This window comes from Mesorhizobium sp. BR-1-1-10, assembly GCF_020165595.1.
GTDB classification, from domain to species: domain Bacteria; phylum Pseudomonadota; class Alphaproteobacteria; order Rhizobiales; family Rhizobiaceae; genus Mesorhizobium; species Mesorhizobium australicum.
The window spans coordinates 14,580-31,481 of the sequence record NZ_JAIUIL010000001.1 but is presented as its reverse complement, the minus strand read 5'-3'; the positions used below and the strand labels follow the sequence as shown (position 1 = coordinate 31,481).

General features: G+C 61.8%; 11 protein-coding genes and 3 pseudogenes. 9 read left to right on the top strand and 5 right to left on the bottom strand.

Translation table 11 applies throughout. The annotated features are described in order from the left end of the window. Positions 1-781 precede the first annotated feature (781 nt). The 4 genes and pseudogenes from LB555_RS00115 (at position 782) to LB555_RS00100 (ending at position 4,313) form a co-directional block, all read left to right on the top strand. Complete coding sequence (locus tag LB555_RS00115; RefSeq protein WP_224682076.1) at positions 782-925, top strand: DUF982 domain-containing protein; 144 nt, start codon at positions 782-784, stop codon at positions 923-925. A 276-nt stretch (positions 926-1,201) separates the two neighbouring features. After that, positions 1,202-1,803, top strand: a pseudogene (locus tag LB555_RS00110) (amino acid ABC transporter substrate-binding protein); the annotation flags it as partial. 768 nt (positions 1,804-2,571) lie between these two features. Continuing rightward, positions 2,572-2,851, top strand: a pseudogene (locus LB555_RS00105) (DNA -binding domain-containing protein). A gap of 594 nt (positions 2,852-3,445) precedes the next feature. Then, positions 3,446-4,313 (top strand): annotated as a pseudogene (locus LB555_RS00100) (SDR family oxidoreductase). A 727-nt stretch (positions 4,314-5,040) separates the two neighbouring features. Here LB555_RS00100 and LB555_RS00095 read toward each other — a convergent pair. Continuing rightward, complete coding sequence (locus LB555_RS00095) at positions 5,041-6,105, bottom strand: TadE/TadG family type IV pilus assembly protein (protein ID WP_140877008.1); 1,065 nt, start codon at positions 6,103-6,105, stop codon at positions 5,041-5,043. 437 nt (positions 6,106-6,542) lie between these two features. Here LB555_RS00095 and LB555_RS29415 point away from each other — a divergent pair, with 437 nt between their 5' ends. Beyond that, a complete protein-coding gene (locus LB555_RS29415) occupies positions 6,543-6,908 on the top strand; it encodes an ArsR/SmtB family transcription factor (RefSeq protein ID WP_140877010.1) in 366 nt (121 codons plus the stop codon). A 977-nt stretch (positions 6,909-7,885) separates the two neighbouring features. On the opposite strand, the gene LB555_RS00085 is transcribed toward LB555_RS29415, so the two are convergent. The 4 genes from LB555_RS00085 to LB555_RS00070 form a co-directional block, all read right to left on the bottom strand. Continuing rightward, the gene (locus LB555_RS00085) at positions 7,886-8,953 is read right to left on the bottom strand and encodes an NAD-dependent epimerase/dehydratase family protein (RefSeq protein ID WP_140877012.1); all 1,068 of its coding nucleotides are present in this window, start codon (positions 8,951-8,953) and stop codon (positions 7,886-7,888) included. Between the two features lie 69 nt (positions 8,954-9,022). Next, positions 9,023-10,126, bottom strand: coding sequence for a DegT/DnrJ/EryC1/StrS family aminotransferase (locus tag LB555_RS00080; protein WP_140877014.1), 1,104 nt, complete (start codon positions 10,124-10,126; stop codon positions 9,023-9,025). Between the two features lies 1 nt (position 10,127). Continuing rightward, a complete protein-coding gene (locus LB555_RS00075; RefSeq protein ID WP_140793325.1) occupies positions 10,128-11,153 on the bottom strand; it encodes a Gfo/Idh/MocA family protein in 1,026 nt (341 codons plus the stop codon). A gap of 295 nt (positions 11,154-11,448) precedes the next feature. After that, positions 11,449-11,934 (bottom strand): acyltransferase, encoded by a 486-nt coding sequence (locus tag LB555_RS00070; protein WP_140793327.1) that lies wholly within the window; start codon positions 11,932-11,934, stop codon positions 11,449-11,451. 239 nt (positions 11,935-12,173) lie between these two features. Here LB555_RS00070 and LB555_RS00065 point away from each other — a divergent pair, with 239 nt between their 5' ends. The 4 genes from LB555_RS00065 to LB555_RS00050 all read left to right on the top strand — a co-directional run bounded on the left by LB555_RS00065 (position 12,174) and on the right by LB555_RS00050 (position 16,898). Beyond that, the gene (locus tag LB555_RS00065; RefSeq protein ID WP_140877016.1) at positions 12,174-13,745 is read left to right on the top strand and encodes a glycosyltransferase family 4 protein; all 1,572 of its coding nucleotides are present in this window, start codon (positions 12,174-12,176) and stop codon (positions 13,743-13,745) included. A gap of 481 nt (positions 13,746-14,226) precedes the next feature. Next, complete coding sequence (locus tag LB555_RS00060) at positions 14,227-14,958, top strand: polysaccharide deacetylase family protein (protein WP_224682075.1); 732 nt, start codon at positions 14,227-14,229, stop codon at positions 14,956-14,958. Then, positions 14,955-15,926, top strand: coding sequence for a glycosyltransferase family 2 protein (locus LB555_RS00055; protein ID WP_181174040.1), 972 nt, complete (start codon positions 14,955-14,957; stop codon positions 15,924-15,926). Before LB555_RS00060 ends, LB555_RS00055 begins: the two co-directional genes overlap by 4 nt. After that, positions 15,927-16,898: a glycosyltransferase family 2 protein gene (locus LB555_RS00050; protein WP_140877020.1), complete on the top strand. Its 972-nt coding sequence runs from the start codon at positions 15,927-15,929 to the stop codon at positions 16,896-16,898. Positions 16,899-16,902 lie beyond the last annotated feature (4 nt).

The following is a 16,902-nucleotide window of genomic DNA, read 5'->3' as shown; positions in this document are numbered from 1 at the left end:
TGTTGAGCCGGGAGGCCGATAGGATGCGCTCCTGTCGATGGCTTACGGCCACTTAGGCCTGAACGGCCAAATCGTTCGCTATAGCTTTGATTAACTTCAAAGCGACGCAGCTCGATCCGGCTTTACCTGCTGGCAGTGGCAATGAACGATCGGACGGCTCCGCAGCGCTCGGCTGGTCCGGCTTCGGAGAAACAAATGATCCTGAATAACGGCACACCGGACTGTGAGGGACATGGATCAAGAAGAATGACAGCTCTGCCATCCAAAGGTGTATGTTGCCAATCTATTTTAGATAGAGCTAAATGAAGGTTCGAACCGGGTGGACTGGTCCCCTCCAAGTCCCCCGCGAAGATGGAGGTCGATTGGGCTCCTGGCCTAGTCGGCCTTCTTCGCTGGTCAGTTGCGTGAGGGTCCTTGCCACAATTTTGATTATTTCGGAACGATTGGCCGGCCGCGGATATTGTGGGACAAATCCGACATCAACTATCGTGAGAATGCCAACAGGCCGACGGCTCTAGCTGCGTCTGTCATGCGTCAGATGGCTCAAAGGCATTGAAGCACTACACGGCGACCTTGCCCATCTTCCGCGTTGACGAAACCCTCCCGAATAGGGTCAAAGAACTCCTTGAACGGCTGGACCATGCAGAAGAAGCCAGCCTCTACGAGGAACCTCCCCGATGGCACTCAGCTGGTTTAGCCCTGCCGTCCCTGTGACAACGGGTGAGATGGGCCCCACGTATCACTGCTCCAACGTTGAGGGCGCCGCTGCCGAATTACTGAAATGGAACAAACGCGGCCCCACTGGGAGAAAGCAGTCCGCGCCTGCATGGCCTGTCTTGCCGATCAAGCGACGCCGCAAGAGGCCCGGCGGCTGTTCCGTCTCGCAGCCAAGGAGGCGGGTGCGCTTTGGGAGAATGTCCACTGAGACGGCTAGGGAAATGCGGCAGACCGTGGAAGCGATGTCGCAAGTCCTTTATCTTACCAGCACATTTCGCAATGCGGATTGAGAGTGCTGTGATCTCGCAAACGGCGATTGGTTTGAGTGGACAATCTCAAGCGCCTGGCCTCTGGTCGTTGACCACCTTTGCGGTACGCTGGATGCTGAGCACCTAATCGGCGAATGTATCCAGTAGCTATGGATCGTTCTGTTGCGTTCTGGCCTAAGATCATTGTGAATTTCATTGAGCTCGTCTTGCACTACCTCAAACCAAGCAGCGCCGCCGTGTGCGTGCAGAGCGGCACGACCACCGAGCTCAACCTCGCCGACTACTTCAAGGCGAACAAGATGGAGTACAATCCGGTCGTCTTCGAGAAGCTCGAAGAGGTCAATGCCGCTTATGATGCCGGCCGTTGCGACGTCTACACAACTGACCAGTCGGGCCTTTACGGCATTCGCTTGACGCTCGGCTCGCCGGCCGATCACGTCGTACTGCCCGAGATCATCTCGAAAGAGCCGCTCGGACCCGCCGTTCGCCAGGGCGACGACCAGTGGTACCACATCGTCAAGTGGAGTTCGCTCTGCTCGACGCCGAGGAGCTCGGCATCACCAAGGCCAATGTCGACGAGATGAAAAACTGCGCCAGCCCGGAGATCAAGCGTGTGCTCGGCCAGGAAGCAGACACCAAGATCGGCACCGACCTCGGCGTCTCCAACGACTGGGTCGTCAACATCGTCAAGGCCACCGGCAATTACGGCGAAATGTTCGACCGCAATGTCGGCTCCGGCAGCCCGCTCAAGATTGCCCGTGGCATCAATGCGCTATGGACCAAGGGCGGCCTGCAATACGCGCCGCCGATCCGCTGATCGAAATGTGATCCGGAAGGCAGGCTCCTGCCTTCCGGTTTCTCTTTCACAGGGGACGCTCTCGAACAGCCGCTCGTCAGAAATTTTCCACCCTCAGCAAGCTGTCGGTCGGTGGCTGCGGATTTCACATCGCTCGATGCGCCGCGCTCTTGGCGAGCACCACTTCACGGCTCCGCACTTCTACAAAGTCCATGAAATCCACGTGCCTTCTGGAAAGTCTGAGGTTGATCCGGGATGGAAGGGCTGGATGGATTAAGCGGCAATAGAGGTTACGGCCTGCAAATCGGGCGGGGAGGAAGTTTCTGGCGCTCGGGGGTCGTAGCGGCCGGGGGCTACCGCCAATACAGCGCTGGCGATCTTGCATGACATCTCGATCTCGCGGGAGAAAGGGCGGTGGTCTCGTGGGCAAGGTCGCTGCCCGAGCTTTTGTACATCCAGAGGAGAGAAATCGATGTTGCGTTATCTCACTCTCACCGTTGCGTGCGCCTGCATTGGCGTACCGATTCACGCCTGCGCGCAACAGGCAGTCCGATGCCATTCGGTAAACCGCCAATACAATGAATGCTGGGCAGGACCGATGCGGCGACCAGTAGTCGTTCAACAGACGTCAGGAGCGCCTGCATTCCGGATCGCTCGTGGGGCTACAATCCTTAGGGACCAGAAAGGGAACTATCGTTCTAGGAATGATCGTTTCTATTTGTTATGATCATAACTCGACCTGAATAATAGTTCCTTCGGGATCGCCGCCAAACATTAGCGATTCGATACATGCTTAAGCCGCTTCTCGATCCCGATGTTGCCGACGTCGCGCCGAATGCCTCGGTCCTGACCGGCTATGATGAGGAGCGGCTGCTCACCTACATCCGCCTGCTCGACGCGGCGGCTGAAGATGCGGATTGGCGCGAAGGTGGCCAGGATCGTCCTCCACATAGATCCTGACCAGCAACCGGAGCGGGCCTTCCGGTCGTGGGAGACGCATCTGGCCCGCGCCCGCTGGATGACGACGAACGGCTACCGATATCTTCTGGCCGGCGGTGCGCCACACTGAGAGCCCCAGGCCATGGTTTGCTGAATCAGCACAGCCATTTGCCGACGGTTTGCCGACTCTCCAACTACCCGATTGCGTATCGGCAGGAATGCTCATTCCCAAGTCCGCTGCCTGGTGCGGGTACCGGGAGAGGACTTTGCACATTGCTATCTACCTGGTCTGCGAGCGGGCCTCGTCCCTCTCGCAAGCGAGCCACTGGCACCCAGATGGTCGACCGTGCCCGCTGCCCGTCGAACTGCAAGCGCCGACTTATGTTCCGGATGATCGGGAAGAATCTCGCTGTTCTCAGCCCGAGTCCGGCGCGTCCGTCATGAGTCACGCTGGCGAAAGCAGCGCTCACTACGGTCGCGGCAGCTGTGAGTTGATCCTATTGATGTTCTTCCTGGGGTTGGAGTTTCATCTCCAGATAGCCACCTCCTCCTCGTGCCGGGCTTAGGGCAACTCGCGGTGATCCTGCCAGTCGCCAAGTCAATCATTGCGAGGTGCTCAACGAGGGGTCAGCCGGCCCAACCGGCTCGAGTCGACGTGTATGAAGTGTGGGGAACATCCTCACGTCAGCGTCGTTCGGGATTGGTTTCAAAGGAGACAATGCACATGACCTCTGGCGTGGACACCCGGGACCTGGAAGAGAAACTGCCGAAGCAGCAGCAGGACATTCCGGGCGAAACGAACGAAATGTCTCCTCGACCCGATCACGGAGAGTATAGTTACAAGGGGAGTGGCAAGCTCGAAGGGCGAACGGCGATCATCACTGGTGGAGACTCCGGTATCGGTCGCGCCGTGGCGGTCGCTTTTGCCAGAGAAGGTGCCGATATTGTTCTGGCGTATTTGAACGAACACGATGATGCGCGCGAGACGGCTGGTTGGGTCGAGCGCCCGGGACGACGTGCAATCCTCGTTCCCGGCGACGTAGGGGACGAAAGCCATGACATTGAGATATCGAGACGGCCATGCGCCAGTTTGGGCGAGTTGACATTTTGGTCAACAACGCTGCCCACCAGACCGCCGTCGATGATATTGCCGATCTCACAGCAGAAGAACTGGACCGGACATTCCGGACGAACATCTACAGTCAGTTCTTTTTGTCGAAAGCCGCATTACAACACATGGGGGAAGGTGCCAGCATATCAACACGGCATCCATCCAGGCAGCTGACCCATCTCCACAGTTGCTGGCTTACGCGGCCACCAAGGGCGCCATCGTGAACCTGACCAAAGGGCTAGCCAAGATGGTCGCCAAGCGCGGCGTCCGCGTCAACGCCGTTGCTCCCGGACCCGTCTGGACACCGCTTATCCCTTCGACCATGCCGCCGGAGAAAGTTGCCGAGTTTGGCCGAAACACGCCTATCGGCCGGCCCGCTCATCCGGCGGAGTTGGTAGCGGCCTATGTTCTGCTTGCCTCGGCAGATGCAAGTTACGTCACTGGCGCGGTCATAGCCGTCACCGGCGGCCGCGCCATGTAGCGGTCTGATGAAGCTCCTCCGCCAAACTGCCATTGTCCGAAGCGGGGGCGCCGAGTCATTGTTCGGTGAAGAAGGACCCCAATCCGCAATGTCATCTTCCGGCGCCGCCGCAAACGTCAGCGGTAAGGTCAGGGTCAATGTCGATCCCTGGTTCGCGCGTATGGTGCTGACGCCGAATCGTGGCGGCTATCGTTGCTGTCGCTTGACCTGATCGCCAGCAACCACGGCGAGGAGACGGTAGCGGGTGTCCACGTAGCGGTGCGCTTCGGCCTGGCCGACGGCGCATCGCTCGTCGCGCGCAAGATACTGGAGACAAGGGCGCGGAGGGCAGACGCTGACCACGGATGACCGCTTTCTCGGGAGATCAGCTTGGAAGCTGACCGGTAGCCAGCGGCCTCAATCCCGGCCTTACTGGTAATCGGGACCTTCCAAGCGCGTGACCTATCATCGGCGCGTCACATCAGGTTTTAAGCCCAGCACGACGTTGTAATAAATGGCTGACCTTGGCTCAAAAGTTACGCCGAGAAGGGGAGTTCGAGGACGTCACGTAGGAGTATACCCTACGCTGTCGCGCCTCTTCCGACCAACCTAACCGTACATTCAACAGACTCAAGGTTTGCTCCGGTAGCCCTTGTCGGGCGCCCATTTGGTACGTTGCAGCCGCCGCAGGCGAGACACTGACGCCACCGCACCACATCCAATCTCCCCTTGTGGGGGATCGTCCACGTCACTGCGTCAGTGCCGTCTGCGAGGGCCGCTTGTTGAAGTCGCATTTGCCGGTCACGTTGTAGAAGAAGTCGGCATTGCTGACTGGGGCCGGGACCGAGTTGCCGCCGTCTTCCCAGGCCTGATAGGCTGTCGCGCCACAAGGCACGACGCTGAAGATATCGACAGGCTGACCGGTGGCCGTTTCGGTCAGGGTGGTCGCACTCAACCCGCTATAGAGCCGGTTGGACGTCGTCGGATCATTCGAGATCAGCTTTTTCGGGTTGCCCGACGGTACGTCCATCTGCAAATAGAGGCCGCCCATCGCGCTGACGTCGATCGCCGCGCCGGCGCTGTTGGCCGGATACATCGTATCGACGCAGTAGTATTTCGTGCCGCTCGCATCGGTCTTGAGGGTCACGCCGCTTGGCGGATTGTTGCCTACGGTGCAGACCTGCTTCTGGACCAGCGTGGTGACGGTCTTGCCGGCTGAATCGGTGGTGAGGACGTTGACATTGGTCGTGCCATAGCCCTTGGGATCCTTGGTGTTCCCATAGGTATAATCGATCGTCATCAGCGGCTTGGCCACCGTCGCGCCGAATTGCGTGCCGTAAAGCGTCATTGTCTTGTTCCAGTAACCCGAAACCCCGGAGACCTTGAAGGTAGCCGCAACCAGCGCCGGCGGCTTGCTGACCGCCGCGCCGACGGCGATCGGTACGGTGTTGATCCTGGCAATCGACATGAAAACGGTCGGCATGGCGAAGCTTGCCGTGGCCTGCGCCGTGGTGGCGGTGGTGGTGTTGCCAGCCGCGAAGTTGGTCAGCGTCGCGGTGCCCTGCCCGCCATTGGCGGTAAAGGAATCCTGGAGCAGCGTCTGGCGCTGCGCCAGCGTCGACGTGGTGTCCATGGTGGTGATCGTCAGGATCGCGGCATCCAGCGCCTGCTGCTGGTTGGATTTGGTCTGGACGGCGCCGGTATAATCGACCGAGAAGCCGATCACGGCGATCAGGGGCATCAGGCTCACCAGGAAGAGCGGCATCATCGACCCGCTGCTGGAGCGGGCAAAGCCGCGCAAAATCCTGAACATTCCAAACCCCCGACAGACATTAGCGAGCGTGCAATTACCACGAGCCGGCGAACCAAGCTCTAATGTGACCCATCAAAGTTTATGTATTCCTTCCCCGCGGGCCGGTTTTTTCAATTCTTTTGCCGATCTCACTGTCCGCTGTTACGGCCGGAACCTCTTCGTCGATCACGGTCACAGGCCCGACCAGCTAACCGAAAGATCTGCCGTTACCACCGCCCGCTGGCTTCCGCCGGCGGGATTTTTTGCTTCCGGCCGGGAACCGATCCTGTCGGCCCAAGTTCACTACTCGACGCCCCCGACAGAGGCGCCCGAGAGTTGTTCGGACAGTTTTCAAACAAGGCCCGCCACCGTTCCCTCAGTGGCGGGCTTTAGTGTGTTTAGCCGCGGCGAGGTGGATTTGAGTACCTACGTGAGACAGCGTATGGCTGAAATCAAAGATGATCCCTCCGCGAGCTAAGGGCCGGCCTTCGCTAAGGCAGCTCTCCGCTGCCTCGCGGCTACTCGCGGTCCTGGGTTTCAGCAAGCGGTTGCTGATCCTTGTTCATCTGATGGATGGTGAGAGATCGGTGTCGGAGCTGGTCTCTTTGGTCGGTGGGACACAGTCCGCCCTTTCACAGCATTTGATCGATATGGCCAAACTCGGAATTGTCAAATCGCGAACCGAAGCCCAACGGCGGTTATATTCCTGCACGTCCGAGCAGGCGAAGATGCTCGTCGGCTTCCTCAGCAACCTCGCCGACAATGACAAACTCCCGGTGGGAAAAGGATCGGGAAAGAAGTCGTCTTCCTGGCGCCTCGGGTAAGCCGCAGACTGGCCGGCCTGAACAATCGCATACTCGTGGCCGACGCAGATCCAAGGGGGCGTGATGCCGGAACTTGCCTCATGCGACATCGTGTTGGCGTTGGCCTGCCTTTCTGAATGCTCGCACCCTATTTTCTCGGCGGCGCTGTTCGAGGCCGTGCCGTGATCGTTGGAGGCAATGCCGGAGATGGCGGCTGCCTGGGATCGGCCAAGGTGTTGCTAATATACAGCACCCCGGCTGCTTCTCGAGCGGCCTCGCTCGGACCGGCTTCCATCGGCGACCCGCTAGCGTCAAAATGACAGCGAACAATGCGAGACGGCGAAGATGGACAAGCAGCAAGATACCAGAACCATCGAGATGTGCTGCCTTCTAGCCGTGCCAGTGTCACTGCTTCTCACTGTGGTATTCGCTGGAATGGTCCTTGGCTGAACTGATACGCTCCAGGCAGCCTACGTCGGCTTGTCGACCAGTGTCGTCTTCCCCACCGATCACATGAACGAGAGGCGGGTAGCTGCCCCCCTGGTCGCCGTGCCCCCGGGGAGTTTACGATCCAGAATTGCTTCAAAATTTTGTACTTGGCTCTCGGAGCGCCAGCCGATTTGCAGGCGCTGCAAATCTGCAAATTAGAGCCCAGTGGACGAACGCACTCGACACGTTGTTTCAGACGATGGTCGCTATCAGTGGCCGCGTGCAATGTGAAAACAATTGGCATCACGGTCGGAGGCAACGGCTGATCCTTAATGTGGCGCGTGATCAGCCGCCCCGAAGTACGCGCCAGATGTCGGGCCAGTCGGCGGTAATCAGGAAGGCAGAGCCGCCGCCATTCCAGTTACGCCGAGGGACCCAACCCCACGAGCTGCAGCACGTCACTTCTGCAGTGACTTCCTTGACGCTGGTCCGCTTGCCAAGATTGTGTGCTGGTCCGATCGCACCCAGGTGAAGTGCATGGCGCTAGCCGGAGCGGCAAGCTTGTGGCGCTATCTGGCCCGCGCAATCCCTATCAGGGAAAACTCAGCGTCGCGCGCAGGCGGCGTGCGAAGCCTATCAGGAGAGCTTCGCCGCCCGAGTGGGCCGTCAGTCACCTGCTCGCGATTGGCGCGCCACCATTCGACCAGGCGGGTGAGGCCCTGGTCCAGGTCAATGGTCGCCTTGAAGCCCAGCATCTTCTCTGCCTTCGACGTGTCGGCCAGGCGCCGTGAGACGGGGTTCACCTTGCGCTCGGGCCCGTACTCCGGCTGGAGTTTGGAGCCCATCACGCGCAGGAGCGAGGCGGCCAGGTCGTTCAGGCTAGTCTCCACGCCGCTGGCGATGTTGAACACGTCGTCCTCCACGTCCGACAGCAGGGAAAGGATGTTGGCTCGGGCGATGTCCTCGATATAGACGAAGTCCATGGTGGCGGACCCGTCGCCGAGGATCAGCGGCGGCTGGCCGGCGTCGATGCGGTCCATCCAGCGGATCAGAACCTCGGTATACTTACCGTGCAGGTCCATGCGCGGGCCGTACACGTTGAAATAGCGCAAGGCCACGTAGGGCAGGCCGTACATGTCGTTGAACGAGCGCAACAGGCCTTCCAGCATGATCTTGCTGGCGCCGTACCAGGTGCGGTTGTTGTAGGGATGGTGGCTCTCATCGGTCGGGAAGAGGTCGGCCAAGCCGTAGACCGAGGCCGAGGAGGCCGCGCAGATCTTTTTCACGCCTTTGGCCTGGGCGGCCTCAATGACGTTGTAGCTGCCATCGCACATGACGCCGAGGGCTTCGCGAGGCTCGGCGGCGCAGGCGATGACCCTCAAGGTTGCCATGTGGATGACGGCGTCCATCCCGTCAGTGGCCTTGTGGACAGCCGCCACGTCGCGAATGTCACCTTCGACGAGTTCGACGCGCGGGTCTTGCAGGGCGTCCTGGACGTTTTGCAGGCTGCCACGGACCAGGTTGTCGAGGATCACGATCTTTTCCGGCGCGTGCTCCTTCAGTAGCAGGTCGATGGTGGTCGAGCCGATCAGACCGCAGCCGCCGGTCACCAGGATGCGAGAGCCTTCAAGTTTCATCGTATTTCCTTGTCATCGGTTTGGAGGCGCCTTAGTAGGCCTGTTTCCGGCTGAGCGGGGACCCGCTCGTCAAACGCTTGCTTGCAATTCCTTGACGGCGGCCACCACCACGTCCTGCTGCTGCTCCGTGAACTCCGGAAACATCGGTAGGGACAGAACCTCGGCGGCGGCCTTTTCGGAGTGCGGGAACTGGCTCTGCTTGTAGCCGAGGTCGGCGTAGGCGGGCAGCAGGTGCACCGGAATGGGATAGTGGATGCCTGACTGGATCCCCTGGGCGTTCAGCGCCTCCTGCCAGCCGGCGCGGTCGGGCGTGCGGATGGCGTAGATGTGGTAGACGTGGCGCACATCATCGCGCACGAAGGGGGTCGGCAGCCCGGTGCCGGCGAACATGGCGTCATAGCGGGCGGCAGTGGCGCGGCGCTGCTCGGTCCACCGGTCCAGGTACTTGAGCTTCACGCGCAGGATAGAGCCCTGAAGGCCTTCCAGTCGGTAGTTGTAGCCCTTGACTTCGTGGTGGTACTTCCGCTCGGCGCCCCAGTCGCGCAGCATGCGTACGGCGCGGTTGTGGTCGGCGTTGTCGGTCGTCAGCATACCGCCTTCGCCATAGGCGCCAAGGTTCTTGCCGGGATAGAAGCTGAAAGCTGCCATGTCGCCGATGGCGCCGACGCGCTTGCCTTTGTATTCCGCGCCGTGAGCCTGGCAGGCGTCTTCCAGCACCATCAGGCCGTGCTTCCGGGCGATGGCCATGATCGGGTCCATGTCGGCCGGCTGGCCGTAGAGGTGGACCGGGATAATCGCCTTGGTGGCCGGCGTGACCGCGGCCTCGATCTGAGCCGGGTCGATGGTGTAGGTTGCAGGATCGATATCGACGAGCACGGGGGTCGCGCCTGTGTAGTAAATGGCCGCCACTGTCGCCACGAAGGTGAAGGGGGAGGTGATCACCTCGTCGCCGGGCCCAATCCCGGCGGCCAGCAGGCCCAGGTGCAGGGCGCTGGTGCCGGTGTTGACGCCGGCGCCGAAGGCCGCTTGCGAATAGGCGGCGAATTCCTTTTCGAATTCAGCGACATCGGCGCCCAGGATGAACTGAGAGGTCTCCAGGGTGCGCTGAATGGCGGCATCTACCTCGGACTTGATCGAGACATACTGGGTAGTGAGATCGACGAACGGGATCATATCAGGCGGCGTCTTTGCGTCGCAGGTGAACGGTTTCGCCACGCCCGCGCATGGAACTGGTGGCGGCTTCGATGATTTCCACCACGCGCAGGCCAAGCCGGCCATCAGCGGTCGGAACCTTCTTTTCGATGATGCAGTCGATCCACTCCTGGCCAGCGATGCGCAGGGCCTCCGTGGAGTCGAGCTTGGGCGCCCACATGTCGCCCGTCCGGTAGCCCACGCGCATCTCGTGGATCTTGGCCGGGTCGTCGGTGAAGGACACGCCCTTGTCGTAGACCTTGACCTTCTCGGAGGGCTCCAGATCGTCATAGGTGATCATCTTGTTGGAGCCGCCCACCAGGATGTTGCGCACCTTCACCGGAGCCAGCCAACTCACATTAATGTGCGCCATCATGCCGGAGTCGTAAAACAGCGAGATATAGGCCAGATTTTCCGGCGTGCCGGGGAAATGGTTGATGCCGCTGGCCGAAACCGCGGTCGGATGCTCTTCAAACAGACGGTCGATGATCGCGAAATCGTGGACCGCCAGGTCGGAGATGACGTTCACGTCCTTCTGGAAGAGGCCCAGGTTCACCCGGGTTGCGTCGTAATAATAAATCTGGCCGAGGTCGCCGGCGGCGACGATCTCGCGCATCTTCCGGACCGCACCGGTATAAATGAACGTGTGGTCGACGATCAGGGTCAATCCGCGCTTGTCGGCCTCATTGACCAGCATCCTGGCCTGTAGCGAGGTTTCGGTCATCGGCTTCTCGAGCCAGAGATGCTTGCCGGCCTTCAGCGCCGACATGCCCAGTTCGAAGTGGCTATTGACCGGCGTCGCCACGGCGATGGCGTCGATCTCGGGATCGCGGAATAGCGCCTGGACGTCCCTGGTGGTCTGGACACCCGGATAGCGACGCTCCACCAACTCGCGCTTCTTGGGATCCAGGTCGGCGACTATGCGGACCCGGGCATCGGGAAACTCCATGAAGTTGCGCAGGAGGTTCGGCCCCCAGTAGCCGTAACCGATGATGCCGATATTGATCATTTTGACCTACCCTTCACTCCACCCCCGGCCCGCCGGAGTCTTGGAGGCCCGTTGAAGCCTGTCGTCGGTTGAGAAAGGAAGTCGCCAATTGATCGTCCAATGTCGTGCCATCTCGACCTCTTCAACTCGTAGTTTGAAGCGGCAAAGCCGTGCGGTCACTATGGCCGTTGGGTCATCAAGACCTAACCAGCATCATCCAGCCAGGCGAGGGCGGGCCCTGGAAGTACCTCAAACGATCTCTCTAAATCCACCAAAGATCGCAATTCGGTGTATAGAAACCCTGCCGACAGGGGAGTCAGCCAGGCTTTGCGGTCCTTACGTCTCCGACCACGCGGGCTGGAACGCCGGCGGCAATGGCGAAGGCGGGGATATCACGGGTGACGACGGCGCCGGCGCCGATCAGTGCCCGCTCTCCGATGGTCACGCCCGGGGTGATAGTGGCGTTGGAGCCGATGGAGGCGCCCTTCTTGACCAGGGTCGGCTCGACCTTCCAGTCGGCATCACTCTGGGCGCTCCCGTCCAGGTTGGTGGCTCGGGGAAGGCGGTCGTTGGTGAACATCACCCCATGACCGATGAAGACCTCGTCCTCGATGGTCACGCCCTCGCAGATGAATGTGTGCGAAGAGATCTTGCAGCGCTCGCCGATGCAGGAATTTTTCTGAATCTCGACGAAGGCGCCGATGCGCGAGCCGTTACCGACCTCGCAGCCGTAGAGGTTCACCAGATTGGGGTGATGGACGACGACCTCGCCACGCAGAACCACACTGTCGGAAATCGGCATCGCTTCCCCCCTGGAGCTGTCTGTCTCGCGCCATCTCCTGCAAATCGGATGCGAGCCTTGGCGCGCGCTCAAAGATCGGATTGGCAGCGTCGGTGACCATTTCTATGTAACCTGCCTTGTCGCTTGGCAAGCCTTGGCCACTCGGTATAACAAGTTTTAAGGCAGGCTGCGACCTTGGGGGAAGGATGCCGGAAACGATGCGATCTGAAAGCGTGCCCTGCGAGCCAGAGGTGGTGCGTATGCGTCACAACTACGCAGAGTTCCAAAGCCTTCGGGGTGAGGCTGAGCGCTGCCTGGAGGCTGATGACCTCAACTCCGCGGCGGCCTATGTAGAGGCGGCCGTCACGCTTGCACGGAAGCGGCACTGCGGCTTCTATCGGTCAGAGCCGCTTGAGCAAATACTGATCGAGATCGCGCGACGGACGCTCTCCGCAAACGCCGAAGCTGCGCGACCGGCGCGGACGCAGGTCGGCCGCGTGCTGCATGTGGCCACCGCTCTGAACGAGGTCGGCGGCCTCACCCGGATGATGCGCCGTTGGATCGCCGCCGATGAGGCGCGTCATCACTCCTTGGCCCTGTTGCGCCATCCCGGGGAGCCGCCGCCGTCGGTGCGCGAGGCCGTGGAGGCTCGTGGCGGACACGTCCATATGATCGGCGCGACGCGCGGCGGACCGGTGGAATGGGCCCGTGCGCTCCGCAAGTTGTCGCTCGATTTCGACCTCGTCGTCCTGCACGTCAGCAACGAGGACCCGACGCCGGGCATAGCCTTTGCTGACGAGCGCAACCGACCGCCCGTGGTCTTGATCAACCACGCCGACCACGCGTTCTGGGTCGGGCTATCGGTGTGCGACCTGATCGCCAGTTCGCGGGTGTCGGGCGAGCGGCTGGTGGTGGAACGGCGTGCGATCCCAGCGGAGCGTCACGCCATCCTGCCGATCCAGATCGATTTGCCGGTACGCAAGCACAGCCGGGCCGAGGCGCGGCAGAGGCTCGGCATTCCGGCCGGCGGACCGCTTCTGGTGTCCGTGGCGCGAGGCGTGAAATACCGCACGATGGGCGGGGTCTCGTTCGCCGATATGCATGTCGAGGCGCTCCTGGCTCGTCCCGATGCGCGATTGTTGGTCATAGGGCCGGGGGAGCCGGTCGACTGGCAACAGGCCACAGCGGCGACTGGCGGGCGGATCATGGGACGGCCGGAGACGCCCGATCCGTCGCTCGCCTTCGAGGCGGCGGACATCTACCTTGACTCGTACCCCTTTGTTTCGATTACCTCGATGCTGGAAGCCGGCGGGCTGGGCGCGCCCTGCGTGACGCTGTTTCCCTATCCGTCGGATGCGAACGTCATGAGCACCGATATGCCCGGGCTGGCGCCAACCATTGGCTTTGCCACCTCCATGGCGGACTACAACCGCATCCTGGCGGACTGGCTCGCTGCCCCAGAGGCCCTGCGTCAGCGGGGCGATGAGACGGCGTCCAACGTCAAGCGGCTGCACACCGCGCCCAATTGGCTGGCAAGCCTGGAGGCGCTCTACGCCAAGGCCCTGGCGATCCCGCCAGTCACGCCGCTTCGTGGGCAGGGCGCGCCCGCGGACGAGGAATTCTATGACGGTTATCCCGACATCCTGCTCAATGGGGTGTTCGGCGAGTTCGACACGGTCGAGGCGATCCTGAAACGTTCTGTGCGCCTGATGTCGCTGCCCGAACGGCTACGGGTATGGGGGCGCCTGGCGCGGACCAGGACCTTCGACGGGCCCTGGGACGCCATCCGAAACCTGCTGCCTGAATGGCTGCCCCGGTTGGTGGCCGGCTAAGGAGCGGCAGTTAATTTTTGGGTTCAATTGTAAAGTTTGCCGGCCGGCACTTCGGCGGCCGCGTGTGCGATGCCAGGACGCAGACTGACCGGCCTTCAGGAGCGACCCGCACGAAGGGGGCTTCCAGTTCCGGCAGCCATCGTGATTTACACTTTTGATTTAGCAGGCTGCCCAAAAAGTGGCGGAGATACCCTTTTTGACTCTGGTCTGTGCATGGTTTGAATCTGATACGCTCCTCGACCAAAACAGTTTCGACAGCCTGTCAGAGCCTTGCTCTTTCTCCCGATAGAGGGGTGCCGTTCGACGGGATGGGGCTTTAGGCGCCTCGGGTTCGTCAGAAGCCATAGCTGGCTCAGGCTTGCTATTCGACTCGGGTAAAGGAAAGAGGGCGAAAGTGGGTATGCTTGGGCGAGCACCGAAGGTTCTGAAGCGCGCTGTGCGCGCGTTCGGTGTCGAAAGGCGTCATGTGGTCGGGCCACGTATGGCCATCGAACGTCAAGGTTTGTCCATTCTAGGCCGACGCGTACCCCGTTCAGGAGGCCGGATCCTGGCCTACCACTCGGTCGGCCAGCCGCTGATGGACCACAACGATGTGCCGCCGAAGCTGTTCCGTCGCCAGTTGGAGTGGGCTGCGGCGCGGGGCTACCGGTTCGTGCCAGCCTCGGAGATCGCGCGGACGGGGGGCGACCCAATGGACCTCGCCATCACGTTCGATGACGGCCTCCGCAGCGTGATGACCGTGGCTGCGCCGATCCTGAAAGACTTCGCGGTACCATGGAGCCTTTTCGTGGTCACCGACTGGAGCGAAGGTGGCTCGCCCTGGGCGACCGACGAGGTTCTGGGCTGGCGCGATCTGGAGCGCCTCGTCGCCGACGGCGCCGAAATCGGCAGCCACTCCGCGACCCATCCCGATTTTGGGCAACTGGACGGCCCCGCCGCGCGCGAGGAATTGGACCGCTCGCGCGCTATGATTGAGGCTCGGCTCGGCTTTGCGCCGACGTCGTTCGCAATCCCGCTTGGCCAGTCGGCCAACTGGACGGCGGTTGCTATGCGGGAGGCCAAGGCAGCTGGCTATGATCTGGTCTACGCGCAGGCCGAGGAGACGCGTTCGGCCGGCACCATCGCGCGGACCTTCATCACGCGCTTCGACAGCATCCGAGTATTTTCGGCCGCCCTGTCGGGCGTCTTCGATCGGTGGGAGGAGTGGGGGTGAATAAGGTGCGCATCGTTTCTGTGGTCGTCCCGACCCGCGACCGTCCGCAGTTCCTGGACCCGGCGCTGGCGAGCATCCGCGCGCTGGAAGGCCCCGACCTGACGTTCGAGATTCTGGTTGGCGACAACGGCTCCAACCACGACGCCACCGCCAAGGTGACGCAAGCCCACGGCGCGCAGCACCTCATCGTGACAACTGCTGGCGCCGGGGCCGCGCGTAACGCGGCGATGCGGGCGGCCACAGGCGAGTTTCTAGCCTTTCTGGACGACGACGACGTCTGGACCGAGCAACATGTACGGTCGCATTTGCAAATCTTCGACTGCCAGCCGGAAGTCGAGGCGGTCTTCGGTCAGGTCGTGATGACCGATCCTAATCTGCGGCCCATAGCCGCCCCAATTCCCTATGACGTCCGCCTCGACGGCGACCATCTGAAGATGATGCTCGACGGCTATTTCCCGCAGATCGGCGCCACGATGGCGCGTGTCGGGGTACGCGACGTGTACGGTTATTTTGACGAGACCCTGCTGGCCGACCAGGACTGGGACTGGCAATTGCGCCTCGCCCGAGGAGGGCATATGGAGCATGTGACCGTGCCTTGCGTCTTGTTCCGCCAGCGTCCGTCGGGATCTTATGATGCCTTGGTCCTGAGCCGGATTCCCTATACGCGCAAGGTGTTCATGCGGCATGCCATGCCGGTGTGGCGCAAGTGGCGCTCGCCGAAAGAGTGGCTGCATTCCTATTTCGCCACGCTCTTGGGGTTCTACACCTATTTCGCCGATGCAGCGGTGGAGCGGGCGGCCAGGGGGGATGCCAAAGGCGTGCGATTCGCGGTGCGTCATGCGCTGCTGGTATTTCCGTTCCGGGCGGTAAGGCAGCTCGTGACGCCGACGCCGTTGCGCGCCGCATTCTTTTGGTCGATCGGCCTGGGTGCGCGCCCGGCGGCCGCCCAGGACGCGGCGTTGGACTGAATGGGGATGGAATTTAACCGTCGAATTGGCACTAGGGACGCCAACGACGCGCCGAATATCAGCGCCGGTGCCCCGGTCATCAGCATCGTCATCGCCACGCACAATCGCAGCCACGACGTTCTGGAGAACGTCAATGCCCTGCTGCCGCAGTGCGCGGGCCAGCCGGTGGAGGTCATCGTCATCGACAGCGCCTCGGCGCCGGCGCATGCCGAGGTGCTGGAGGACCTGAGGGGACGCGATGGACTGAGCCTCATCCGGCTCGACAAGCCCGGCGTTGCCCTGGCCCGCAACGCGGGTTTCGAGGCCGGTAGGGGCGAATGGATTGCGCTGCTGGACGACGACGCTGTGCCGCGCGCAGGCTGGGTAGAGGCGGCGATCACCTGCGCGGCCCGCTGTGACGTCCACACCGCCATCCTGGCTGGGCGGGTGATCCCACACTGGCCCGACAACGCCGGCAGCCTTGAAATGCCCCCGAGCAGCCTCGGGCCGCGGGCGCGCCTGTTATTGTCGGTGGTCGATGAGGACGGCTTCGTGGACACGACCCATCATCCCATTGGCGTCGGCGCCAACATGTTGTTCCGCCGCAGCGCGCTGGACGCGCTCGGCGGGTTCGACGTCACGACGGGTCGGGTCGGCTCGAACCTCGCCAGCGGGGAAGAGGCCCAGATGATGACCGACCTGATTGCGGCCGGCTATCGCTGCTGGTACTCGGACGCCTTCGTGGTGGACCACAAGGTCCATGCTGGCCGTCTTACGCGCGCATGGCTCACCGAGCGTGCCCGCAAGGAAGGCGAGGTGGAACTGAGGAGCTTGAAAACGCGGAGCCAGAGAATCGCGCGCGCGCTCAAAATGCTGATCGCAACCCCGCCACTGGCCGTGCTCCAGATCCGCGACCGGCCGGAACGCGAGTATTACCTTCGCCTGAACCACAACCTTGGCCTGCTGCGAAGGGTGCTCGGCTGGGCGAGCTGAGGGG

Bases quoted from the DNA above. Each gene is read 5' to 3' on its own strand.
- LB555_RS00115 (WP_224682076.1), top strand. From the start codon at position 782: ATGGAACAAACGCGGCCCCACTGGGAGAAAGCAGTCCGCGCCTGCATG.
- LB555_RS00095 (WP_140877008.1), bottom strand. From the start codon at position 6,105: ATGTTCAGGATTTTGCGCGGCTTTGCCCGCTCCAGCAGCGGGTCGATG.
- LB555_RS29415 (WP_140877010.1), top strand. From the start codon at position 6,543: ATGATCCCTCCGCGAGCTAAGGGCCGGCCTTCGCTAAGGCAGCTCTCC.
- LB555_RS00085 (WP_140877012.1), bottom strand. From the start codon at position 8,953: ATGAAACTTGAAGGCTCTCGCATCCTGGTGACCGGCGGCTGCGGTCTG.
- LB555_RS00080 (WP_140877014.1), bottom strand. From the start codon at position 10,126: ATGATCCCGTTCGTCGATCTCACTACCCAGTATGTCTCGATCAAGTCC.
- LB555_RS00075 (WP_140793325.1), bottom strand. From the start codon at position 11,153: ATGATCAATATCGGCATCATCGGTTACGGCTACTGGGGGCCGAACCTC.
- LB555_RS00070 (WP_140793327.1), bottom strand. From the start codon at position 11,934: ATGCCGATTTCCGACAGTGTGGTTCTGCGTGGCGAGGTCGTCGTCCAT.
- LB555_RS00065 (WP_140877016.1), top strand. From the start codon at position 12,174: ATGCGTCACAACTACGCAGAGTTCCAAAGCCTTCGGGGTGAGGCTGAG.
- LB555_RS00060 (WP_224682075.1), top strand. From the start codon at position 14,227: ATGGCCATCGAACGTCAAGGTTTGTCCATTCTAGGCCGACGCGTACCC.
- LB555_RS00050 (WP_140877020.1), top strand. From the start codon at position 15,927: ATGGGGATGGAATTTAACCGTCGAATTGGCACTAGGGACGCCAACGAC.